Source organism: Ruegeria sp. CDSC081 (assembly GCF_059610485.1).
Map to the genome: position 1 here is coordinate 239,315 of NZ_JBXWNS010000005.1, position 20,923 is coordinate 260,237.

Annotated in this window: 24 protein-coding genes; 8 read left to right on the top strand and 16 right to left on the bottom strand. The window is 55.5% G+C overall.

Translation table 11 applies throughout. The features are described 5' to 3' along the window. Positions 1 to 2 precede the first annotated feature (2 nt). The 4 genes from AC2FH9_RS11030 to AC2FH9_RS11045 all read right to left on the bottom strand — a co-directional run bounded on the left by AC2FH9_RS11030 (position 3) and on the right by AC2FH9_RS11045 (position 4,592). Positions 3 to 641, bottom strand: coding sequence for an acyl-homoserine-lactone synthase (locus AC2FH9_RS11030; protein WP_496696412.1), 639 nt, complete (start codon positions 639 to 641; stop codon positions 3 to 5). A 79-nt stretch (positions 642 to 720) separates the two neighbouring features. Then, positions 721 to 1,440: a helix-turn-helix transcriptional regulator gene (locus AC2FH9_RS11035; RefSeq protein ID WP_496691781.1), complete on the bottom strand. Its 720-nt coding sequence runs from the start codon at positions 1,438 to 1,440 to the stop codon at positions 721 to 723. Between the two features lie 364 nt (positions 1,441 to 1,804). After that, on the bottom strand, positions 1,805 to 3,091 hold the full coding sequence (gene ccrA / locus AC2FH9_RS11040) for a crotonyl-CoA carboxylase/reductase (protein ID WP_142635517.1): 1,287 nt from the start codon (positions 3,089 to 3,091) through the stop codon (positions 1,805 to 1,807). Between the two features lie 115 nt (positions 3,092 to 3,206). Then, positions 3,207 to 4,592: a 1-acyl-sn-glycerol-3-phosphate acyltransferase gene (locus AC2FH9_RS11045; protein WP_496696416.1), complete on the bottom strand. Its 1,386-nt coding sequence runs from the start codon at positions 4,590 to 4,592 to the stop codon at positions 3,207 to 3,209. A 129-nt stretch (positions 4,593 to 4,721) separates the two neighbouring features. On the opposite strand from AC2FH9_RS11045, the gene AC2FH9_RS11050 reads away from it, so the two are divergent. The 3 genes from AC2FH9_RS11050 to deoD all read left to right on the top strand — a co-directional run bounded on the left by AC2FH9_RS11050 (position 4,722) and on the right by deoD (position 7,875). Then, positions 4,722 to 6,704, top strand: a complete 1,983-nt coding sequence (locus AC2FH9_RS11050) for a protein meaA (RefSeq protein ID WP_496750128.1) — start codon at positions 4,722 to 4,724, stop codon at positions 6,702 to 6,704. Between the two features lie 125 nt (positions 6,705 to 6,829). Continuing rightward, entirely contained in the window at positions 6,830 to 7,147 is a 318-nt protein-coding gene (locus AC2FH9_RS11055; RefSeq protein ID WP_281995213.1) for an H-NS histone family protein, read from the top strand. A 17-nt stretch (positions 7,148 to 7,164) separates the two neighbouring features. Continuing rightward, on the top strand, positions 7,165 to 7,875 hold the full coding sequence (gene deoD / locus AC2FH9_RS11060; RefSeq protein ID WP_142635510.1) for a purine-nucleoside phosphorylase: 711 nt from the start codon (positions 7,165 to 7,167) through the stop codon (positions 7,873 to 7,875). Positions 7,876 to 7,914: 39 nt separating this feature from the next. Here the strand turns inward: deoD and AC2FH9_RS11065 are convergent, their stop codons facing one another. The 3 genes from AC2FH9_RS11065 to AC2FH9_RS11075 all read right to left on the bottom strand — a co-directional run bounded on the left by AC2FH9_RS11065 (position 7,915) and on the right by AC2FH9_RS11075 (position 9,219). Then, a complete protein-coding gene (locus AC2FH9_RS11065) occupies positions 7,915 to 8,112 on the bottom strand; it encodes a hypothetical protein (RefSeq protein WP_142635508.1) in 198 nt (65 codons plus the stop codon). 50 nt (positions 8,113 to 8,162) lie between these two features. Next, positions 8,163 to 8,303: a hypothetical protein gene (locus tag AC2FH9_RS11070; RefSeq protein ID WP_185956642.1), complete on the bottom strand. Its 141-nt coding sequence runs from the start codon at positions 8,301 to 8,303 to the stop codon at positions 8,163 to 8,165. Positions 8,304 to 8,439: 136 nt separating this feature from the next. Further along, complete coding sequence (locus tag AC2FH9_RS11075) at positions 8,440 to 9,219, bottom strand: succinate dehydrogenase iron-sulfur subunit (protein WP_142635506.1); 780 nt, start codon at positions 9,217 to 9,219, stop codon at positions 8,440 to 8,442. A 254-nt stretch (positions 9,220 to 9,473) separates the two neighbouring features. Here AC2FH9_RS11075 and AC2FH9_RS11080 point away from each other — a divergent pair, with 254 nt between their 5' ends. Continuing rightward, positions 9,474 to 10,445: a glycosyltransferase family 4 protein gene (locus tag AC2FH9_RS11080; protein ID WP_496871539.1), complete on the top strand. Its 972-nt coding sequence runs from the start codon at positions 9,474 to 9,476 to the stop codon at positions 10,443 to 10,445. Beyond that, on the top strand, positions 10,438 to 11,304 hold the full coding sequence (locus AC2FH9_RS11085; RefSeq protein ID WP_496871541.1) for an FkbM family methyltransferase: 867 nt from the start codon (positions 10,438 to 10,440) through the stop codon (positions 11,302 to 11,304). The genes AC2FH9_RS11080 and AC2FH9_RS11085 overlap by 8 nt, the downstream gene beginning before the upstream one ends. Before the next feature lie 78 nt (positions 11,305 to 11,382). Here the strand turns inward: AC2FH9_RS11085 and sdhA are convergent, their stop codons facing one another. The 8 genes from sdhA to AC2FH9_RS11125 form a co-directional block, all read right to left on the bottom strand. Then, positions 11,383 to 13,191, bottom strand: a complete 1,809-nt coding sequence (gene sdhA, locus AC2FH9_RS11090; RefSeq protein ID WP_496871542.1) for a succinate dehydrogenase flavoprotein subunit — start codon at positions 13,189 to 13,191, stop codon at positions 11,383 to 11,385. A 25-nt stretch (positions 13,192 to 13,216) separates the two neighbouring features. After that, a complete protein-coding gene (locus tag AC2FH9_RS11095) occupies positions 13,217 to 13,588 on the bottom strand; it encodes a succinate dehydrogenase, hydrophobic membrane anchor protein (RefSeq protein WP_142635498.1) in 372 nt (123 codons plus the stop codon). An 11-nt stretch (positions 13,589 to 13,599) separates the two neighbouring features. Then, a complete protein-coding gene (sdhC, locus tag AC2FH9_RS11100) occupies positions 13,600 to 13,983 on the bottom strand; it encodes a succinate dehydrogenase, cytochrome b556 subunit (protein WP_142635496.1) in 384 nt (127 codons plus the stop codon). Between the two features lie 199 nt (positions 13,984 to 14,182). Continuing rightward, positions 14,183 to 14,845 carry a DUF1194 domain-containing protein gene (locus AC2FH9_RS11105; RefSeq protein ID WP_142635494.1) on the bottom strand — a complete coding sequence of 221 codons (663 nt, stop codon included), beginning with the start codon at positions 14,843 to 14,845 and terminating at the stop codon, positions 14,183 to 14,185. A 50-nt stretch (positions 14,846 to 14,895) separates the two neighbouring features. After that, positions 14,896 to 15,924, bottom strand: coding sequence for a MaoC family dehydratase (locus AC2FH9_RS11110; protein ID WP_496750013.1), 1,029 nt, complete (start codon positions 15,922 to 15,924; stop codon positions 14,896 to 14,898). Beyond that, on the bottom strand, positions 15,924 to 16,130 hold the full coding sequence (locus tag AC2FH9_RS11115) for a DUF1737 domain-containing protein (RefSeq protein ID WP_142635490.1): 207 nt from the start codon (positions 16,128 to 16,130) through the stop codon (positions 15,924 to 15,926). The genes AC2FH9_RS11110 and AC2FH9_RS11115 overlap by 1 nt, the downstream gene beginning before the upstream one ends. A 12-nt stretch (positions 16,131 to 16,142) precedes the next feature. After that, complete coding sequence (locus tag AC2FH9_RS11120) at positions 16,143 to 16,697, bottom strand: NnrU family protein (protein ID WP_496696430.1); 555 nt, start codon at positions 16,695 to 16,697, stop codon at positions 16,143 to 16,145. A 6-nt stretch (positions 16,698 to 16,703) separates the two neighbouring features. Continuing rightward, positions 16,704 to 17,561, bottom strand: coding sequence for an HpcH/HpaI aldolase/citrate lyase family protein (locus AC2FH9_RS11125; protein WP_496871545.1), 858 nt, complete (start codon positions 17,559 to 17,561; stop codon positions 16,704 to 16,706). 171 nt (positions 17,562 to 17,732) lie between these two features. Here AC2FH9_RS11125 and AC2FH9_RS11130 point away from each other — a divergent pair, with 171 nt between their 5' ends. Next, positions 17,733 to 18,032 (top strand): hypothetical protein, encoded by a 300-nt coding sequence (locus tag AC2FH9_RS11130; RefSeq protein WP_271948426.1) that lies wholly within the window; start codon positions 17,733 to 17,735, stop codon positions 18,030 to 18,032. Here AC2FH9_RS11130 and AC2FH9_RS11135 read toward each other — a convergent pair. Further along, positions 18,029 to 18,784 carry a sulfite exporter TauE/SafE family protein gene (locus AC2FH9_RS11135; RefSeq protein WP_271948427.1) on the bottom strand — a complete coding sequence of 252 codons (756 nt, stop codon included), beginning with the start codon at positions 18,782 to 18,784 and terminating at the stop codon, positions 18,029 to 18,031. The two genes, AC2FH9_RS11130 and AC2FH9_RS11135, sit on opposite strands and share 4 nt — an antisense overlap. A gap of 161 nt (positions 18,785 to 18,945) precedes the next feature. On the opposite strand from AC2FH9_RS11135, the gene mdh reads away from it, so the two are divergent. Continuing rightward, complete coding sequence (mdh, locus tag AC2FH9_RS11140) at positions 18,946 to 19,908, top strand: malate dehydrogenase (RefSeq protein ID WP_142635480.1); 963 nt, start codon at positions 18,946 to 18,948, stop codon at positions 19,906 to 19,908. A gap of 69 nt (positions 19,909 to 19,977) precedes the next feature. Next, positions 19,978 to 20,826 carry a putative nucleotide-diphospho-sugar transferase gene (locus tag AC2FH9_RS11145; protein WP_496871546.1) on the top strand — a complete coding sequence of 283 codons (849 nt, stop codon included), beginning with the start codon at positions 19,978 to 19,980 and terminating at the stop codon, positions 20,824 to 20,826. Positions 20,827 to 20,923 lie beyond the last annotated feature (97 nt).

Genomic DNA, 20,923 nt, shown 5'->3' on the forward strand with positions numbered 1-20,923 from the left:
CGTCAGGCGGACAGGGCAAACCGGTGTTGCCGGACAGTGCCAAACGCGGCTTTGAACCACATCCTGGACAGCTCACGTGGGATGCCCGCCCGTTCAGCCACCCGATTGCAATCCTCGGCCGAATAGGGCCAGAGCCCAACCGAAATCTGATCACGCCCTTTCCCTTGTGACCCCAGAACGACTGGAGACGAACCGATCAGACGGTAGATCCGAATCATGCGCGCATCAAAGACGCCTGCAATATGGGTCAGCCCGAACCCTTCCATGATTTCGCCGCCGCTCAGCATGATGGCACCGGCAGTATGGGCACTGGCCGTTCGTGACAGGCAGAACCGCGTCACCTCCCAGATCAGCGGGCTGTGGACAGGCTTACCTCCTGTCAGATGCCCAAACACCTCATTCACCATGACAGGTCCTGTCGTCGGCAAAACCCGCATCGACCCCCCATGACTGCCATCCTCTTCTTCCCAGATGACATAGAGCGGATTCAGGTCATCATACTGATCCCGCTCTTCTCCTTTTTCGTCCACGTGAACATCCCAGCCCAGCCGGGTTTTGAACTGATCGGCGCGATCCCGGAACATCCCCTCGGCCAGATTCGGAAATTTATGTAGTTCGTCCGCAAACAAATAGCGCAACATGACTTTTCCCCTCGTCTTGTGCAAGAACGAAGGGAGTACAAAGTCGTGGTTAATTTCCCGTTTTTAGAGCGTGCGCTTGTTAAACCACTATTAATCCACGGCTAAGAGCCGTTGCGATAGCATGGGTGGTGTTCTGCGCCCCAAGCTTGGCACGCGCACTTTCAATATAGACACGCAGCGTATGTTCCGAGATTGACAGTGAGTGCGCGACTTGTGCCCGGCTGTATCCAAGCGCCAGCAAGGTCATGGCATCCGTCTCACGAGGCGACAGGCCCCGGGTCGTATCCGGCTGCCTGTCGGTTTCGAACTCCAGAGCCTTTCGGTTAAAGTAATGCGCGATCAAAATCAGCTCGCGGCCATGGGCCTCGATGAAGGACTTCCATTTCTCATCATCACATGAGTGATTCACTGTGAATAAGGCAAACTGGCCGTTCGGCCCCCGGATGGGGATCGAATAACCCTGATTGCCAACTCCATGTTCAAGGGCATCTTGCAAAAAGGCTTTCGCCACTTTTCCAGACCAGTCCAGCAATTTCCAGTCAACCGGGTGGAACCGTTGGAAACACCCCAGGATCACCGGATCTATGCGGTGATAATTCCGCTCACGGTATCGCTCGGCCCAAGCGTCCGGGTAAGTTGTATAGCCGTATTGATCCCCGGCACCATCAACCCAATGATAGATAAGATGTTCAACCTGCAGCCGGTCGCGCAATCGAACGGCTACATCGCCCAACTCGTCAAGCGTGTTGGTGCTTTCCAAGTCCTCTAGGACCTGACTCATGTCGAGTTGTGTTCCCATTCGCGGGCGCCTGTGCCTTATCCTGCATGGACGCAATCTCGGCCGCTGCGATCAACTTGGTATCATCAAGCTGCTCGGCAAGTGCGGTCAAACCGTTTTCAACAGCGAAGGCGTTGAGGTCCGACAAAACGTCCAGTATCCACTCATTATGCGCCATCTAAAGTCTCTCCGAAACGGTTAACGAAGGGTTAACACAACCATAACATGTGAGATGCTTTTAAGCCTATTCACTGGTTTCTACTCCCCAAAACTAGCGGGTCACGATTTCGCAACCCACTGTAATTATTGCCTAATGCCTAGAAATAGATGCACCCGCGCTCGCTCGATGCGATTCGCGGGTGCTAATATTCTTTTTTTTGGGGGCTCAGCCTTTTGCGTCTAGAACCTCTTCAAGCGTGCGCAAGCCCGTCTGCGGCGCCTGAACCAGAACCGACATGTTGCCTGGTTTATGCTCATTCCGCATCATCTTCATATGCGCGTCGGGCAATTCACCCCAGGCAAACACTTCGGACATGCAGGGATCCAGACGGCGTTCGACCATCAGTTGGTTCGCGGCAGCAGCCTGCTTGAGATGCGCAAAATGCGAACCTTGCAGGCGTTTCTGATGCATCCACATATAGCGAACGTCGAAAGTCAGGTTATAGCCGGTGGTACCGGCGCAGATCACAACCATACCACCTTTTTTCACGACAAAGGTCGACACCGGAAATGTGCTTTCGCCGGGATGTTCAAACACCATGTCGACATTCTTGCCTTTCCCGGTGATTTCCCAGATCGCCTTGCCGAATTTGCGCGCCTCTTTGAACCAGTCCGCATATTCCGGTGTGTTTACTGTGGGCAACTGACCCCAGCAGTTAAAGTCTTTGCGATTCAGCACGCCCTTGGCGCCCAGCCCCATAACAAAGTCACGCTTGCTTTCGTCCGAGATCACGCCGATTGCGTTGGCGCCTGCGGTATTGATCAGCTGGATCGCATAAGAGCCCAGGCCGCCCGAGGCACCCCAGACCAGAACGTTCTGGCCCGGCTTCAGATCATGCGGCTCGTGCCCGAACAGCATCCGATACGCGGTCGCCAGCGTCAGAGTATAGCAAGCGCTTTCTTCCCAGGTCAGGTGCTTGGGGCGCGGCATCAACTGCTGGGCTTGAACATTGGTGAACTGTGCAAAAGACCCATCCGGCGTTTCATAACCCCAGATCCGCTGGCTGTCCGAATACATCGGATCGCCACCATTACAATGTTCGTCGTCGCCATCGTCCTGGTTGCAGTGAATGACAACCTCGTCGCCCACTTTCCAGCGCGTTACTTTCGAACCCACGGCCCATACGATCCCCGAAGCGTCAGAACCGGCGATATGATACGGGGCCTTGTGGCCGTCAAAGGGCGAGATCGGCTTGCCCAGGGATGCCCAGACGCCGTTATAGTTAACGCCCGCCGCCATCACCAGAACCAACACCTCGTGGCTGTCCAGCTCTGGTACGTCCACGACTTCCTGGACCATCGCAGTATCCGGTTCCCCGTGGCGTTCCTTACGGATTGCCCATGCATACATTTTCTTAGGCACAAACCCCATCGGAGGGATTTCACCCATTTCATAGAGGTCTTTTTCCGGCGCGTCGTAAGTTGCGATACCGCTGTCGGTGTCCAGAGCCATGTTGGCCTCCTTATTTCTCATTCCTGTTTGCCGCGATGCAGAAGCGCTTGCGTTGGATGATGAGATATTGGCCTGAAGGAAATAATGCAATATATTTTGCATCTTTTTTGTAATTTTATGACCCAGCGCCTGCAGAAACTTCTTTCGCTGCCGCAGCATCAGGCCAGCCGTCGCCAATCGGGGCTGAGGCTGCATAGTAGTCGAGCAGATCAACCCTTTGCCCGGATTGAGATATTTTCCCACCTTCTCGTTTCAGAATTCTGCGTTCGACCAGCTGATCCAAGGCAGCTGAAACCGCAGACTCATCCTGATCACCCAAAGTTCCGTCACGTTGCAAAAACCCGGTGATCAAGCTTTTAAGCTCGTCTTCGGGCATTTCTCCTTTGGTGCGAACCAGCCAGCACGCTGCAGGAACAGGCGCCTGCGGAATCGCTTCTTTGATCCGTTGCATGAGTTCGCGCGCGAGATCAGTCATTACATCGTCATGGGCGGTGCGAAATTCCTTCAACGAGATAGGGTGACCATATCGCACCCCAGCAAATCCAAACCGCTGGTAGCGACCGGTTAGGCGCCTACCTATTTGTTTCAATATCCACCCAGTTATGACCCCGATCCGGGCACGAAATTGCCTTTGATTGCCAAGTGCGGCCTTGGTCAGGATCGTATCTTCAAGAACCCGGTCATAGTTTAGCGCAACGGGAACAAACACCACATCCGCCCCATCCGCGCTGGCACCATCGATTATGTATTTCAAAAGCCCCAGCTTGGGGCGTGCCATAGCCCCCGTCAGGCTCAGCCCGCCTTCGGGGAACATAGCCTGTGTGACACCGGCATCGGTGGCATGCCGGACATAGCAGGCCAATACCTGACGATAGAGTTCGCTGCCGGACTTGCGGCGAATAAAATAGGCCCCCATCGCACGAATCAACCGACTGAGCGGCCAAACACGCGCCCATTCGCCAACAGCATAAGACAAAGCCGATTGCTGGGCCGCCAGATAGGTGACCAGCACATAATCCATGTTGCTGCGGTGGTTCATCACAAAAACAACTGTCGCATTTGGATCAATATCTTTCAGGGCATCTTCATCCTGATAACTAAGCCGTACATCATAAAAAGCGTTGCTCAGAATCCGCGCCAACCGGATGGCGATACTGAAATAGGCAACGGCGGAAAAAGAAGGCACGATCTCGCGCGCATACCGCTGGGCCTGTTCAAAGGCGACCGCTTCGGGGATGCCTTCTTCACGTGCGTGCTGCTGCACGGCCTGCCCTACCTGAGGATCATAGATCAGGCGTTGAATCATATCGTGGCGTCGGGCCAGCTTGAACGGCTGTATCGGGCGCTGCAGGCGCGTGTTCAGGCGTTTGACCGCGCGCTCCAACCTACGACGAAAAAACCACCGCACAGACGGAAACAGAAAATGCGAGGCCAGTGTGACCGCGGCGAATACCAGGATCAACAAAAACAGCCAAAGCGGAAGTTCCACGGTCTGTGTCATAAATGCACCCTGCCACCAATCGCTGCATCCCACAATCGGCACAACCGGAAATGCCGCGACGCAGCGAATTGACATGTCCCGAAAATTGCGCTTTAGAACCCATGAACGCAATTTTCTTGCCCACCCGCAATACGAGGCCCAGCTATGACGCAGACGCAGAAAGATCGCCCCTGGCTCATCCGAACCTATGCCGGTCATTCCACCGCCAAAGCGTCCAACGCGCTGTATCGCGGGAATCTGGCCAAGGGTCAGACGGGTCTGTCAGTGGCCTTCGATCTGCCGACGCAAACCGGCTATGACAGCGATCACACGCTGGCACGCGGCGAGGTTGGTAAAGTGGGTGTACCGATCAGCCATCTGGGCGACATGCGGGTTTTGTTCGACCAGATCCCGTTGGAACAGATGAACACGTCGATGACGATAAACGCCACGGCTCCTTGGTTGCTGGCGCTCTATATAGCGGTTGCCGAGGAACAGGGCGCCGATGTCTCGAAACTGCAGGGCACGGTTCAGAACGATCTGATCAAGGAATACCTAAGCCGCGGCACTTATGTCTGCCCGCCGAAACCGTCGCTCAAGATGATCGCGGATGTGGCCGAGTATTGCTATTCCAATGTGCCGAAATGGAACCCGATGAATGTGTGTTCCTATCACCTGCAAGAGGCTGGCGCGACGCCCGAACAGGAACTGGCCTATGCGCTGGCTACCGCCATCGCCGTTCTTGACGAGTTGCGCCCGCGCGTCCCGGCCGAGGATTTCCCAGCATTGTGCGGACGGATTTCGTTCTTTGTGAATGCCGGCATCCGCTTTGTCACCGAGATGTGCAAAATGCGCGCCTTTGTGGATCTTTGGGATGAAATCCTGCAACAACGTTATGACGTTGAAAACCCGAAATTCCGCCGCTTCCGTTATGGGGTGCAGGTGAACTCACTGGGACTGACCGAGCAGCAGCCGGAAAACAACGTCTACCGTATCCTGATCGAAATGCTGGCGGTGACCTTGTCGAAAAAGGCCCGTGCCCGCGCGGTTCAGCTGCCCGCATGGAACGAGGCCCTTGGCCTGCCCCGCCCGTGGGATCAGCAGTGGTCGATGCGGATGCAACAGATTCTTGCCTATGAAACCGACCTGCTGGAATATGGCGATCTGTTCGACGGCAACCCGGCCGTAGACGCCAAAGTCGAAGAATTGAAACAGGGCGCGCGGGCCGAACTGGCGAACCTGGATTCGATGGGGGGTGCTGTCGCTTCGATCGAATACATGAAGTCCCGTTTGGTCGATTCCAACGCAGAGCGCCTCAACCGGATCGAGCGCAACGAGACCATTGTGGTCGGCGTGAACAAATGGACCGAGGGCGAGCCCTCACCCCTGGAAACCGAAGACGGCGGCATCATGGTCGTTGATCCGGCAGTAGAGCAGGAACAGATCAACCGCCTGAACGAATGGCGCACCGAACGGGATGGCGCGGCAGTTGCAGCAGCGCTGGCCGCTTTGCGTGAGGCCGCACAATCCGGTGCGAATGTAATGGAGCCGTCAATCGTCGCCGCCAAGGCTGGCGTCACCACCGGCGAATGGGCCGAAGAGATGCGCAAGGTCTATGGCACATATCGCGGCCCGACCGGCGTTTCCGGCTCGGTCTCGAACAAAACCGAAGGGCTGGAGGAGTTGCGTGCGGCGGTCGACGCGGTCAGTGACAAGCTGGGGCGTCGCCTGAAATTCCTGGTCGGGAAACCCGGTCTGGACGGCCATTCAAATGGCGCTGAACAGATCGCCTTCCGCGCCCGCGATTGCGGTATGGACATCAGCTATGACGGCATCCGTCTGACACCCGAGGAAATTGTGGCCGCCGCAATCGAGGACAAAGCCCATGTGATCGGCCTGTCGATTCTGTCCGGCAGTCACATACCGTTGGTTCAGGACGTTCTGAACCGTCTGCGCGAGGCGGGCCTGAACGATGTTCCTGTTGTTGTCGGTGGCATTATCCCTGATGACGATGCTGAAAAACTCAAAGCGATGGGTGTGGCCAAAATCTACACGCCAAAAAACTTCGAGTTGAATGCAATCATGGGCGACATAGTTTCCTTGGTTGATCCGCAAAACCTGGCCGCTGAATAACCGCCGATTTGCCACCCATTTTCCCCGTATCTATCGCCTTCTCAAAAGGGATAGATAATGGATGCTTTTAGAACTACGGTGACTCTTCGGGGACATTGTAATTCGGTAACATCAGGGGAATGTAAATGGGAATGAATCTCGAAAAGATGACGCGCAATGAACTGTTGGAATTGCGTGCCAATGTAGATGTGGCGCTGAAAGCAGCCGAAAGACGTGATAGGAAAGAGGCTTTGAAAGCCGCTCAGAAAGCCGCGGCGGAATTTGGGTTTTCCCTTTCCGAACTTTCTGATGGGTCCTCGAAATCTCTTAAGATATCGAAAACAAAAGCAAAATACCGAAATCCATCCAACCACGATCAAACCTGGTCGGGGCGCGGTCGCAAGCCGCATTGGGTACACGAAGCTTTGAAAGCCGGAGCGGATATTTCGGATATGGAAATCTGAATGGAATTGATAACGAAATGACGATTCATATAGGCGCCGAAAAAGGCGAAATCGCTGAAACAGTTCTTTTACCCGGTGATCCTTACCGGGCAAAATGGGCGGCAGAAACTTTTCTGGATAACGCCAAACTGGTGAATGACGTGCGTGGCATGTTGGGCTTCACCGGAACCTGGAAAGGTAATCCGGTCACGATTCAAGGCAGCGGTATGGGAATGCCCTCGCTGTCAATTTACGTGAATGAATTGATCCGCGATTTTGGCGCCAGAACTTTGATCCGTATTGGGTCATGTGGCGGGATGCAGGACAGTGTGAACATTCGTGATGTCATTTTGGCGATGACTTCGACCACGCTCAGCACGCCGTCTCGGGGGATCATGAAAGAGCTCAACTTTGCACCTTGCGCGGATTGGAGCCTGTTGCAGGCCGCCTTTGAGGCTGCGGCAAACAAAGGAACACCAACTCATGTTGGCGGGATTTATTCCTCGGATGTGTTCTACGATGAACGTCCCGATCTGAACGAACAGATGGTGCGTCACGGCATTCTGGGCGTCGAAATGGAAGCCGCCGAACTTTACATCCTGGCCGCGCGCCACAGGTGCCGGGCCCTTGCCGTGCTGACCGTTTCCGACCACTTGCTGACAGGAGAAGCTCTGCCATCGTCCGAACGTGAAAGCAGCTTTGGCGACATGGTTGAGATCGCACTTCAGGCGGCGTTTCCAAAGGCTTAGAAAACGGGTTGGGGCAGGGTCGACCCTGTCCCGCATCGGCTATCCACCGGTCGATCCCTTTAAACACTGCTTGGGGCTTTCCGCCCCATCGGTCTGAGCACCGCAAAACGAACAGACCCATTGCCCTTCTTTTCGGTGCTGGCGCCAACGGCATTCACGCGTCAGTGACGAAGTACGGGCGCGCCACAGAAAATAGGCGAATACGGCGGCGGCAAGAAGCAGAAGAAAAACAGGCATTCTCCTGCTTTGCTGATCAGTCGGTTGTTTTCAAGCCCTGCAATCGCAGATCAGGCAGCATTTGCGTATTCGAACAGCTCTGGCATCCGCTCTGAAGTGGGGATTACCGTTTCTGGCGTATAATAGGCCCATGCCTGTTCCAGCAATTCCAGGGCTTCGGCGGCATCAGCGGAGTTGGTTTTGGTTCTCATCGGAGTGATCCCATTGTGACATAATCACTCCTCCCTGAGCCAAACATAGGACAGGCTGCAGGCGTTCACACCACATATTCTTGCAAATGGGAATTGCACCTGCCGCAACACAGCAGGCACATGGATCAAGCCCGCCTCACACCGTGCGTTCGACCATCATCTTTTTGATCTCGGCGATTGCCTTTGCAGGGTTCAGACCCTTCGGGCAGGTTTTGGCGCAGTTCATGATCGTGTGGCAACGATACAGCTTGAACGGATCTTCCAACTCATCCAGGCGCTCACCAGTTGCCTCATCTCGGCTGTCAATGATCCAACGATATGCATGCAGCAGAGCCGCCGGGCCAAGATAGCGATCGCCATTCCACCAATAACTTGGGCACGAGGTCGAGCAGCTGGCGCACATCACGCATTCATAAAGACCATCCAGCTTTTTGCGGTCTTCAATGGATTGCTTCCACTCTTTCGCCGGCCGGTTGGTCTTGGTTTCTAGCCAGGGCATGATGCTGGCGTGCTGGGCATAGAAATGGGTCAGGTCCGGAATCAGGTCCTTGACCACAGGCATATGGGGCAAAGGATAGATTTTCACATCGCCCTTGATCTCATCCATGCCATAGATGCAGGCCAGCGTGTTGATCCCGTCGATATTCATCGCACAGGACCCACAAATGCCCTCGCGACAAGACCGGCGGAAGGTCAAGGTTGGGTCGATCTCATTCTTGATCTTGATCAGCGCATCCAAAATCATCGGACCGCAGCTGTCCATATCGACGAAATAGGTATCCACCCGGGGATTTTGACCGTCGTCAGGATTCCAGCGATAGATCTGGAACTTGCGCACATTCGTCGCGCCCTCTGGCTTGGGCCATGTCTTTCCGGTGGTAATCCGAGAATTTTTTGGCAGGGTGAGTTGTACCATTTCCGACCTCGCTAAATTCCCGTGTATAGATACACGCTGCAAGTGCGAAAGCCAACCATTTAGCCTTGAAAACAGTCAATAAAGATGGGTGATTTCACCTTTACATTGAGCTTATGTGCATGGAGTCTGCACCCGAGAAAGCAAAAGCTGAGTGCCGTATGCAGACACGAGTATTGAATATTCCCTACGGCACCAAAAACCCCTATCAAAACATGATGTACAGCGCATGCGAGCCAGAGTTTTCTCTAGCTGCAATGAAACAGCTGAACTTTGCAGAGATTGCGAAACCAGAATTTCAGACCGAACACGGAATCCTGCATATCCAATGGGATGACAGGCTGTTTCCGATCAAGGATGGTGAAGATTCCGCGAACAACGCCCTGTTTCAAGATGCCGTGTCGGGACTTGAACTGTATAAATCAAACGGTGGTCGCGTCATCTGGACCATTCACAATCGCACCGCGCATTCAGCGCGTGAGGGCAACGATGGATTTCACGCAGCGCGACGCAAGTTGGCAGAGCTGGTCGATATGATCCATGTCCATACCCCAAATGCGCGGCAACATATGATCGCCCAATATGACGCGGAACCGAATAAGATTTGCCTGATCCCTCACCCAAGCTATCTAGGCGTTTATGAAAGCGCCGAAATCACGCTTGCACGCCTGATGCAACCACGCGATCAGACCCATTTTTTGACATTTGGCGCGATGCGCGGAAACCGCGAGTTGGACCGGCTTCATTTCGCCATCCGGAAGCTAACCAACAGGGGTTTCGACTTTCATATGTCAGTGGTCGGCCGAGTCTTTCGGCCCAGTCGGCGATTGGTACGACGGCTGGACGCCATTTCAAACGTAACCGTGATAGGCGAACGCGTAGAAGATGAGGCCATTCCGAGTGTGTTTTCCCAAGCTCACGCCTATGTTTTGCCATCTACACAAACCTTCACCTCTGGAACCGCAATGCTTGCCATGACCTTCGGCTTGCCAGTTGTCGCCCCGGACATTGAACCCCACCGGCAGACGACCCCGGAATCCTGTCATGATCTACTGTATCCCGCACAAAACCCTCGAGGACTGATCCGCATGATGATGAAGGTGATGGAAATGTCCGATTCAGAACTGGCTGAAAAACGTAGGGCGTGCTTCGAATTCGCTCAGGAACGCGCGCCAGAGCGGATCAGCCGCAAGTTGGCCCAAGCGCTTACGGTTCTAAGAAATGGATAATCTTTTCAGCGCCCGCATTTCTGCTTTGTACGATCTTCTGGATTTGACCAGTTTTGTACGCATTGCCGATATTGGCGCCAATCCAATGCGCCATGACGCCCCTTACCGTGATTTGCTAAAGAACGACCTCTGCAATGTCGTCGGTTTTGAACCTCAGGAAGACACGATGAAAGAGGTCGTACGCAATAAAGGTGCAAATGAAGAGTATTTCAACTTTGCAGTCGGAGACGGCAAACCGGCCTTGTTGAATATCTACAAGGGCTCGGGTTTGACATCCTTGCTGAAAATAAGGGAAAAAACACTTTTTTACCTGCGCGGCCTACGCAAAGCTGCAAGGCAAATTGGCAGTATGGAGATGCAAACCCAGCGGCTGGATGATATCGCAGGTTTGGGTCCAGTGGACTTTCTGAAAATTGACATTCAGGGCGCCGAACTTTCGGTGTTTACCTCGGCGGAAAACACGCTGAAAAATGTCGCCGTCATACAGACCGAAGTATCGTTTTTTCCATTGTACGAGAATCAGCCAGGTTTTGGCGAGGTTGACACATTTCTCAGAAAATTGGGGTTTTTGCCCCATAGTTTTGCGCATATCGAGAACAGGCTGGTCATATCGAAATGGTCGGGAGTTCTTTCGGACTTTGAATCGACACAAATGCTGGACGGGGACATTATCTATCTCAGGGACTTGTCTGATCCCGCAGAGCTGAACAGCCAGATGCTAAAGCGACTGGCAATTCTAACCGAAGGTGTTTTTGGGTTCACAGATGTCAGCCTGAAAATTCTCGACATATTGGCACAGCGTCAGGAAATCTCTGAAGCCGATGTGAATGAGTACATTGAAACATTCATCTCGCCATAGCCGATTGGCTAAGTACAGATATTACGTACCCATAGAATTTGAGCAGTCCGGTGGTTGGTCGCGGACTGCCCAATCACATCAGAAAGTCCGCGCCTTGGGCGCGATTTTCTTCAGACTGATCCCGCCTTCTGCTTCGGTGCTCAGCGGATCAACGATCACCGGGCGATAGCTGAGGTTCACTTTATTACCGTCCACGCGGGACACCGTGTGAACGCGCCAGTTTTTGTCGTCGCGTTCGCTGAAATCCTCATGCGCATGGGCACCACGGCTTTCCTTACGCGCTTCGGCACCAACGATGGTGGCCAGCGCGCTTGGCATCAGGTTGGTCAGTTCCAGCGTTTCCATCAGATCGCTGTTCCAGACCAGCGAGCGGTCGGTGACTTTCAGGTCGTCCATTTTGGCGGCAATCGCCGTCATCTTTTCAACGCCTTCGGCCATGGTTTTGGCGGTGCGGAATACGGCCGCGTCAGCCTGCATGGTCTTTTGCATCTCAAGCCGCAGATCGGCGGTCGGGATCGCTCCGCTGGCGTTACGGACGGTGTCAAAGCGATCAAAGGCTTTGTCGACCGACCCCTGGTTCAGAACCGGGTTGGCGCTATCGGCATCCACAACCTTGCCGGCCCGGATCGCCGCCGCGCGGCCAAAGACCACCAGATCGATCAGCGAGTTTGAACCCAAACGGTTCGCCCCATGGACCGAGGCACAACCCGCCTCACCCACAGCCATCAGGCCGGGCACGACAGCGGTTGGATCATCGGCGGTGGGGTTCAGAACTTCACCCCAATAGTTGGTCGGGATACCGCCCATATTGTAATGCACGGTGGGCAGAACCGGGATCGGTTCTTTGGTCACGTCCACACCGGCAAAGATCTTGGCGCTTTCGGAAATACCCGGCAAACGCTCGGCCAAAGCCTCGGCAGGCAAGTGGCTAAGGTTCAGGTGGATGTGATCCCCTTCGGTACCCACACCACGTCCTTCGCGGATTTCCATAGTCATTGAGCGCGAGACATAGTCGCGCGGTGCCAGGTCTTTGTACTGAGGCGCATAACGCTCCATGAACCGTTCGCCTTCGGAATTGGTCAGGTACCCGCCCTCACCCCGCGCACCTTCGGTGATCAGACAGCCCGAGCCGTAGATGCCGGTCGGGTGAAATTGAACGAACTCCATATCCTGCAGCGCCAGACCCGCGCGGACCACCATGCCGCCACCGTCACCGGTGCAGGTGTGGGCCGAGGTTGCGCTAAAATAGGCGCGGCCATAACCACCCGTGGCCAGCACGACCATCTTGGCGTTGAACACATGCATAGTGCCATCGTCCAGCTTCCAGCAGACAACGCCCTGACACTGTCCGTCGTCGGACATGATCAGATCGATGGCAAAATATTCGATGTAGAACTCAGCATTGTTTTTCAACGACTGACCATAGAGCGTGTGCAGGATTGCGTGGCCGGTCCGGTCAGCGGCGGCACAGGTCCGCTGCACGGCGGGGCCTTCGCCAAATTCGGTGGTGTGGCCACCAAAGGGACGCTGATAAATCTTGCCTTCTTCGGTCCGGCTGAAGGGCACGCCGTAATGCTCCAGCTCGTACACCGCCTTTGGCGCTTCGCGGGCCAGATACTCCATCGCGTCGGTGTCGCCCAGCCAGTCCGAGCCCTTGACCGTGTCGTACATATGCCACTGCCAGTGGTCAGGACCCATATTCGACAGCGACGCCGCGATGCCGCCCTGTGCGGCAACCGTGTGCGAGCGGGTCGGGAACACCTTGGTAACACATGCCGTGCGCAGACCCTGTTCCGCCATACCCAGCGTTGCGCGAAGACCTGCACCACCTGCGCCTACGACAACAACGTCGTATTCGTGGGTTTCATATTTATATGCTGCTGTCATTGTACTTATTCCTTACCGCGCATCATCACAGGGCGAGTTTCACCAGGGCGAACAGCCCTGCAACCATCAGCGTGTAGCCAAACGCCCACATCGCAACCAGCGTCACTTTTTCGGCGACACCATGGATATAGTCTTCGATGGCCTCCTGCGCTTCGTACATCAGCTGCAACAGGGCAACGATCAGTGTCAGCGCGCATACGATCGCCGGGAAGGGGCGACTGAAATAAGCCAGAACCTCTTCGTAGGTTCCGCCCAGACCCGCACCAAATGTGAAGATGAAGAGAGGAATCAGAACAGTCAGGATCATGGCCCGGACCATTGTGTTCCAATGTGTTTGGGTTCCGGATTTGCCCGCTCCCAGACCCTCGGCGCGTTTACGGTCAGTCAGGTATCGCATCGAACGTCTCCTTAAACCACAAGAACGGTGATGATGGTCAGGATCGTGGCACCAACGAACATGCCCCATCCCAGCTTTTCAGATAGATCGACATCCAGACAGTAGCCGAAATCCCAAAAGACATGACGCAACCGGCCCAATGTGTGGTACCACAAACCCCAGGCCGCTCCGGTCATGACAAGATCACCGAACCAGCTGCGCAGAAACCCGTCTATGCCTGCAAAGGCCGCCTCAGAGGTTGCCGCCGCCAACAGCCACCACACCACAAGTGCTGCGATTGCGAACACGGCCAATCCAGTCATCCGAACCATGATCGACGACAGAGACGTCATCTGTGGGCGGTAGATGCGGATATGCGGTGAGAGCGGGCGGTTGCCCCGATTTACATCGCTCATGGCGGCTCCTTTTCGGTTGGCTTCCGAAGGTTTTACTGGTTTTTGCGACACTGTCACGTGCTGCAGCTGCAAAAAAGCTCAGAATTCGCGCAAAATGACAGATTAAGCGATAAAGTGATCACACAAAATATTCTTGTGATCACAAATCAAATAAGACGAAACAGATGTTAGCGCCTGCAGCTCCGAATCCCTGCCACACTTATTTCAGACCGGCCGTTTGCTGGGTCACTTCCCGCAACAGTTTCTTTCGGATGCGGGCCGGATAATCCTCGAACCCGGCCGCCGAAACGACAAACGCTCCCTCACCTACAATGACGTTCTCAAAGAAATAGGCCGTCAAGTCGGGTTCGCTTTCCTCGATGGCGATGGCATTTACCGTGACACCTTTCCCACGCAACACATCGTGAATCTCGGACGGTTCAACCCCTTCGTTGGAAACCCCATCACCCGAGATATCAATCAGGTGCCGTTTGCATTCGGTTACCTCGCTGAAACTGGACATTGTGGTCTCAAGCGCCTCACCGATTGCAGTCGAAAAATTGCGCCAGACTCTAGCATCCGCAGCCACCTGTCTGGCGAAACTATCTATGGCTTCAAAGCTATCCATATGTGTCCAGGGGATCGTCACCTTCTGACGAGAGGCTCCGGTCCATTGGACCAGCATCAACCGCGCATTCCCGCGCACGAGCGCCTCGGAGACGATGGGGTCACGCAATCCAGCGGCCAGGCCGTCCATTTGTATGCGGTATTCGTTCGAATCCACCGATCCCGAGACATCAACGGCCAGAGCCAAAGCAAGATCACACGCCTCGGCGGTCGGGGCCAGAAAGAAACAGGCGACGAAAGAGCGAAGCAGAGACATGGTCGCAGCCTAGCACGAATATTGCAGGCTGCGTTCAAATGAATGTGGGGTCAGACTGGCATCAAAGCCCAGTAGTCGAGGTCCAACAGAACGTTGGGCAGATATCGGCCATCGTCATTTTTCAACTCGAATGGCTCTCCGCCCTTCGTGGCAACCAGCCGCAACCGGACCACCCCAACGCCGGGGATGCCGGTTTCGGCTTTGTCCAGCACCTCTGACCAGGCCTTAATCGTATCACCTGAGAAGCAAGGGTTGGCATGGGCGCCACCGTTCAACCCGACGATCATCTGCGCATTTGCCAATCCGTTGAACGACAGGGTCCGCGCCATCGAGATCACGTGCCCGCCATAGATCAGACGGCCTTCGGGACGGAAGGTCAGATCGAAATGAACCTTGGCAGTGTTCTGCCAAAGCCGCGTGGCCAGCATATGCTCGGCTTCTTCCACGGTGACGCCGTCCACATGATCAATCTTCTCACCAATCGCGTAATCGCCCCACCGATGCGCCTCACCGGCCTGAACAAATTCATAGGAGGAAAAGTTCAGCCCTTGTGGCACTACCAGATCCTGTGGCTCCAGCACCTGTTTCAACTCGGGCACCACCGTGTCCGGGGCGGGCGCGTCAGGGTTCGATTTGCGCACCATCACCCAGCGGACATACTCAATAACCACCTCATCGCGCTGGTTCAGGCCACGGGTTCGCACCCACACCACACCGGTTTTTCCGTTCGAGTTCTGCTTGACCCCAATCACTTCGGATTCCGACCGCAGCGTATCGCCGGGATAAACCGGCTTCAGCCAACGCCCCTCAGCATAGCCCAGATTAGCCACAGCATTCAGCGATACATCAGGGACAGTCTTGCCAAACACCACGTGAAACGCCGCCAGATCATCGATCGGGCTTTGCGGCAGGCCACAATTCCGGGCGAACTCATCCGAGGAATACAGAGCATGACGCGCCGGATAGAGCGCATGATACAACGCCCGTTCGCCATCGGTCACGGTGCGAGGCACCGCGTGGTGCAGCACTTGCCCTACAGAATAATCCTCGAAGAAACGGCCCGGATTGGTTTTTGCCATTATTGCTGTCCCAGTTTCATTTCAGGGGAATAGTCGGTCGCAACCTCTTTGGTCACGGCCTGCGCACAACGCATCACGTTGTTTGCAGTGTCAAAGGCATAGGACGGGTCACCATACAGCTCCCACCCTTTTGCCAGCGCGTCCGACACTTTGTGACAGAAGGCTGCGGTGTCTTCCTCGGTCAGCAGACGATAGAGTGTTGCCATGTTGTCAAACCTTTATGAACCAAACGGCGACGGACCAACCAGCCCGTGAATATAGCCGATAATGCCCAGCAGAACGATCGACGCGATAAAGAACATCGCATCCTTGCCGTAAGTGCCCGGCTCGCCCGGTGTCCAGTCCGGCTCGGATTTGTTGATCACGATCACTTCGACCACCGCCCAGGCCAGCAAGCCGCCGAACAAGACGATTGAGGCCAGATCACCATTGACCAGCAAATGCGCAAAGGCCCAGAGCTTCATGCCGCCCAGCATCGGGTGACGCAGCTTGTTCAGCAAACGGCCCTTTTGGCCTGCGGGGCTCATCATATAGATAGCGATCAGCACCAGCAGGTTGTTGACGTGGACCAGAAAGGTCGGCGGCGACCAGATTGGGATGAAATCGGTCATGCGATAACCGAAGATCATCAACAGGATTGACGCCAGCAGTGCCAGCGCCACCGCGCCCGCACCGCCTTTGCCCATCGCCGCGCGCTGGTCCGGCATCACGCGTTTGAACAGATGTGCGGCCCACCAGAGCGCCACACCAAGAATCAGAAGAACAAAGCCCATGCTGGCTTACCCCGCTTGCAAAGCTGAAATCGCCTCTGCTTTTGCCAGAATTTCACGGGCGGTTGCAACGTGCAGGTTTTCCACGATCTTGCCATCGACGACCGCGACGCCCTGCCCTTGTGCTTCGGTCTCTTCAAATGCGGTGATCTGGCGGCGTGCCAGATCGATTTCCTCATCCGATGGGGCGAAGGCGTCGTTGGTGACATCGACCTGTGCGGGATGGATCAGGGTCTTGCCGTCAAAGCCCATATCGCGGCTCTGCGCGCATTCGGCCGCCAGGCCTTCGCTGTCCTTGAAGGCGTTATAGACGCCATCTACGATGATCAGCCCCTCGGCCTTGGCGGCTAACAGGCACAGGCCCAGCGACGTCTGCAACGGCAGGCGGTCTTGGCGGAACCGTGTCTGCAATTCCTTGGCCAGATCGTTGGTGCCCATGACGAAGCCCGCCATCTGCGGATGCGCGGCAATTTCGGCGGCGTTCAGCATCCCGCGCGGCGTCTCCATCATGGCCCATATCGGCAGATCACCGGTTATTGCGGCCAACGCATCCACATCTGCGGCAGAATTCACTTTGGGCAGCAGAACCGCATCCACGTCCATGTCCCGCACGGCTTGGGCATCGGCCCGGCCCCATTCGGTATCTAGGCCATTGATTCGTACGATCTTGACCCGCGCCCCATAACCGCCAGCAGCCAAGGCAGCCCCGAGCGTTTCGCGCGCGTTGTTTTTTTCGTCCGCTGTGACCGCATCTTCGAGGTCAAAAATAACCGCATCAACAGGCAGGTTGCGGGCCTTGTCCAACGCCCGGTCTTTGGAACCAGGAATGTACAATACGGAACGGTAGGGTCGCTGACGGGGGTCCATTGGCTTCGGCCTCTTGAAATAATGTTGCGCAGAATGGGGCATTTTCTGTAGGAAAGTTCAAGCGCAAACTTGCCGCACCGCAGCATTAACGACGCAACGTGCGTTCCTTTAACCGTATTTCGGTCTGCACCGGTCACCGTCTTGGCAGATCGCAATCAAAAGGGTTCACCGATGAGCAAGACGCTGTTCAATATGACAATGGGGCTGGGTATCATGGTTCTGGCCGCCCAGCAGGTGCAGGCTCAAAGCTGCGCCCCCCGCGACGAGGTCATAACTCGACTGGCCGAGACTTATGGCGAAACGCGTAAGAGCATTGGCATCGCCCGACAAGGTGCGGTGATGGAAGTCTTTGCCTCTGATCAAAGCGGAAGCTGGACTATTACTGTGACATTACCGGATGGAATGACCTGCCTTGTGGCTTCGGGCCAGTCCTACGAAGATATGGCCGAAGCACTACCGCCCAATGTCTAGCTCAGGGCCTCCCAGATCAGTTTTGTTCCGGTCAGCATCAGCAAAACGTAGGCAATACCGAAGAACAGGCGTTCGGATATCATGAAATGCGCGCGCACACCCAGCCATGCACCAAGCACGGCAAATGGAGCCAGCAACAAGTCGGCCAGCGCAGTGTGCCATGTGAACAGACCCAGATAGGCATACGGAATGAATTTAGCGACATTGATGACCCAGAAGACCAGCACAGTGCTCGCCTGAAACTCGGTTTTCGACAGACGCTGCGATATCAGATAGACGGCGGCGGGCGGGCCGCCCGCATGACTGACAAAGCTGGTGAACCCGGCGACCAACCCCGCAAGAATTCCCGCAAATGGCGGCAGGCGATTGGCAAAGCCGCGGATCCAGCCCTTTCTCTGGGCCACATGCCAGATCACGAACCCCACTGAAATTCCTCCGATCAGCAGGCGCAGAAGGTCGTCATTCGTGGCGCGATACAGCCAGGCGCCCACTGCCACACCGGGCACTGCCCCCACGATCAGCAGGCGTGAATCCGGCCAGCTCCAGCGTTTCCAATAGGGGCCCAGCGTAGCGACGTCGATTACCATCAGAATTGGCAACATCAGTGCAAGCGCCTGTCCCGGTGTCAGGATCAGTGCCAGAATCGATGATGCGGCAAACGCCACCCCCGAGCCAAACCCACCCTTCGAGATGCCGGCGAAGATCACAGCAGGGATCGCCACGGCAAAAAACATCAGGTCCATCTCGAACATGCGGCGTCCCGTAAATATGCATGAGTCACAGGCGGTTTAGCGCAATCGGTAGGAGACATGCAAACGGTATGCGGTGGCATGCCGCGCCGCAGAAGGCTTGCGTAGCGCCGGTTTTAGGACTAGCAAAACCGCGATTTCAATACCGACCGGAGATTTTCCAAATGGCCAGACCCAAGATCGCGCTGATCGGCGCAGGTCAGATCGGCGGCACGCTCGCCCACCTCGCAGCAATGAAGGAACTCGGTGACGTCGTGCTGTTCGACATCGCCGAGGGCACTCCGGAAGGCAAGGCGCTGGATATCGCAGAATCCGGCCCTTCCGAAGGGTTCGACGCCAAGCTAAAAGGCACCCAGTCCTATGAGGACATCGCAGGCGCCGACGTTTGCATCGTCACCGCAGGTGTCCCACGCAAGCCAGGCATGAGCCGTGATGACCTGCTGGGCATCAACCTGAAAGTCATGAAGTCGGTCGGTGAAGGCATCGCCGCCAACGCGCCCGATGCTTTTGTCATCTGCATCACCAACCCGCTGGACGCGATGGTCTGGGCTCTGCGTGAATTCTCGGGCATGCCGCACAACAAGGTCTGCGGCATGGCCGGCGTTCTGGACTCGGGCCGTTTTGCCCACTTCCTGTCGGAAGAATTCAACGTGTCGATGCGCGACGTCACTGCCTTTGTTCTGGGTGGCCACGGCGACACCATGGTTCCTTCGGTTCGTTATTCTACCGTAGCGGGCATCCCGCTTCCCGATCTGGTCGAGATGGGCTGGACCACACAAGAGAAACTGGACGCAATCGTGCAGCGTACCCGAGACGGCGGGGCTGAAATCGTTGGCCTGTTGAAAACAGGTTCGGCTTTCTATGCGCCTGCCACATCGGCAATCGAAATGGCCGAAGCCTATCTGAAAGACCAGAAACGCGTCCTGCCCTGCGCCGCTTATTGCGACGGAGAGCTGGGTGTCGAAGGCATGTATGTCGGCGTACCCACCGTGATCGGCGCAGGCGGTATCGAGCGTATCGTCAACATCAAGCTCAACGAAGAAGAGCAGGCCGGTTTCGACAACTCGGTCAACGCCGTGAAGGGTTTGATCGAAGCATGTAAAGGCATCGACAGCTCTCTGGCCTGATCCGCCTAATACCGTTAAACAGTGCCCGGCTCACCTTTGGTGGGCCGGGTCATTTTTTGGAAGATTGCCATGTCGCCCCAGGGATTTGTGATTGCCGCAAGCGGTAAGGATTACATCGAAACAGCGGTGGCAGCGGCTCGGTCGTTAAAGGTCGCCATGCCGGATGTAGCGGTCGACCTGTTCACCGACCTCGAAAACATCCCGGGAACAGAAGTGTTTGACCAAATCCACATGCTGGACAAAAGCTGGTTCCGACCCAAGTTCGAAAGCCTTGTGCGGTCCCGGTTCGAAAAGACGGTCTATTTGGATGCCGATGTGCGCTGTCTGGCAGATATGTCGGATATCTTCACCGTCTTGGAGCAGTTTGATATCGCGATGGTCCATGACCCTTTGCGCAACTCGGCCCATGCGCAACGTGTTTGGAAAACTCCGCTGCCCAACGCATTCCCCCATCTCAATGGCGGGCTGGTTGGAATTCGCACTTCGGACGCAGTGCTGGATTTCCTGCGAGATGTGCAAGAGACTATCATCTCGGAAAACCTGACCTCAGATCAGGCGCTGATCCGCGAAAAGCTGTTTGCCAGCGCGTTGCGACTGGCAGTTCTGCCGCCCGAGTACAACTTCCTCGATTATCGTCAGGCCGAGATGTTTGGTTTTCTGCACAGCGCCCCGCGCCTGCTGCATCACTACAAATTTCACAGCCGTCATGACAAGCGGCTGGACAGCGCTAGAACTGTCGCCGGTTTGGTAGGGCCCGATCTCGAACGTCATATCAACAGCCTTATCGAAGCCGACGCACAGCTCACGCCCGGCGCGTCGAAAAAAGTCCGACCACTGGCCGACAAAGGCTTGTTGGGCAAACTGCGCAAACTGGTGATGTCTGTGAAAAAGGGTATCGTCCGCCTCAGACGCGGATAGGTTAGCGCTAGCTTGAAAACGTCATATTCTATTGGGTGAATTTCCCGACGAATCAACGCTCAATACCGACTCAAGTTTTGTGATCACACCCTGAAAT

What these genes read in the sequence shown, in the direction of transcription:
- AC2FH9_RS11035 (WP_496691781.1), bottom strand. Translation starts at nt 1,440, where the DNA reads ATGGGAACACAACTCGACATGAGTCAGGTCCTAGAGGACTTGGAAAGC.
- AC2FH9_RS11130 (WP_271948426.1), top strand. Translation starts at nt 17,733, where the DNA reads ATGAGCAAGACGCTGTTCAATATGACAATGGGGCTGGGTATCATGGTT.
- deoD (WP_142635510.1), top strand. Translation starts at nt 7,165, where the DNA reads ATGACGATTCATATAGGCGCCGAAAAAGGCGAAATCGCTGAAACAGTT.
- AC2FH9_RS11095 (WP_142635498.1), bottom strand. Translation starts at nt 13,588, where the DNA reads ATGCGATACCTGACTGACCGTAAACGCGCCGAGGGTCTGGGAGCGGGC.
- AC2FH9_RS11105 (WP_142635494.1), bottom strand. Translation starts at nt 14,845, where the DNA reads ATGTCTCTGCTTCGCTCTTTCGTCGCCTGTTTCTTTCTGGCCCCGACC.
- sdhA (WP_496871542.1), bottom strand. Translation starts at nt 13,191, where the DNA reads ATGACAGCAGCATATAAATATGAAACCCACGAATACGACGTTGTTGTC.
- AC2FH9_RS11030 (WP_496696412.1), bottom strand. Translation starts at nt 641, where the DNA reads ATGTTGCGCTATTTGTTTGCGGACGAACTACATAAATTTCCGAATCTG.
- mdh (WP_142635480.1), top strand. Translation starts at nt 18,946, where the DNA reads ATGGCCAGACCCAAGATCGCGCTGATCGGCGCAGGTCAGATCGGCGGC.
- AC2FH9_RS11075 (WP_142635506.1), bottom strand. Translation starts at nt 9,219, where the DNA reads ATGGTACAACTCACCCTGCCAAAAAATTCTCGGATTACCACCGGAAAG.
- AC2FH9_RS11145 (WP_496871546.1), top strand. Translation starts at nt 19,978, where the DNA reads ATGTCGCCCCAGGGATTTGTGATTGCCGCAAGCGGTAAGGATTACATC.
- AC2FH9_RS11135 (WP_271948427.1), bottom strand. Translation starts at nt 18,784, where the DNA reads ATGTTCGAGATGGACCTGATGTTTTTTGCCGTGGCGATCCCTGCTGTG.
- ccrA (WP_142635517.1), bottom strand. Translation starts at nt 3,091, where the DNA reads ATGGCTCTGGACACCGACAGCGGTATCGCAACTTACGACGCGCCGGAA.
- AC2FH9_RS11085 (WP_496871541.1), top strand. Translation starts at nt 10,438, where the DNA reads ATGGATAATCTTTTCAGCGCCCGCATTTCTGCTTTGTACGATCTTCTG.
- AC2FH9_RS11115 (WP_142635490.1), bottom strand. Translation starts at nt 16,130, where the DNA reads ATGGCAACACTCTATCGTCTGCTGACCGAGGAAGACACCGCAGCCTTC.
- AC2FH9_RS11080 (WP_496871539.1), top strand. Translation starts at nt 9,474, where the DNA reads ATGAAACAGCTGAACTTTGCAGAGATTGCGAAACCAGAATTTCAGACC.
- AC2FH9_RS11125 (WP_496871545.1), bottom strand. Translation starts at nt 17,561, where the DNA reads ATGGACCCCCGTCAGCGACCCTACCGTTCCGTATTGTACATTCCTGGT.
- AC2FH9_RS11045 (WP_496696416.1), bottom strand. Translation starts at nt 4,592, where the DNA reads ATGACACAGACCGTGGAACTTCCGCTTTGGCTGTTTTTGTTGATCCTG.
- AC2FH9_RS11055 (WP_281995213.1), top strand. Translation starts at nt 6,830, where the DNA reads ATGGGAATGAATCTCGAAAAGATGACGCGCAATGAACTGTTGGAATTG.
- sdhC (WP_142635496.1), bottom strand. Translation starts at nt 13,983, where the DNA reads ATGAGCGATGTAAATCGGGGCAACCGCCCGCTCTCACCGCATATCCGC.
- AC2FH9_RS11120 (WP_496696430.1), bottom strand. Translation starts at nt 16,697, where the DNA reads ATGGGCTTTGTTCTTCTGATTCTTGGTGTGGCGCTCTGGTGGGCCGCA.
- AC2FH9_RS11065 (WP_142635508.1), bottom strand. Translation starts at nt 8,112, where the DNA reads ATGCCTGTTTTTCTTCTGCTTCTTGCCGCCGCCGTATTCGCCTATTTT.
- AC2FH9_RS11110 (WP_496750013.1), bottom strand. Translation starts at nt 15,924, where the DNA reads ATGGCAAAAACCAATCCGGGCCGTTTCTTCGAGGATTATTCTGTAGGG.
- AC2FH9_RS11070 (WP_185956642.1), bottom strand. Translation starts at nt 8,303, where the DNA reads ATGAGAACCAAAACCAACTCCGCTGATGCCGCCGAAGCCCTGGAATTG.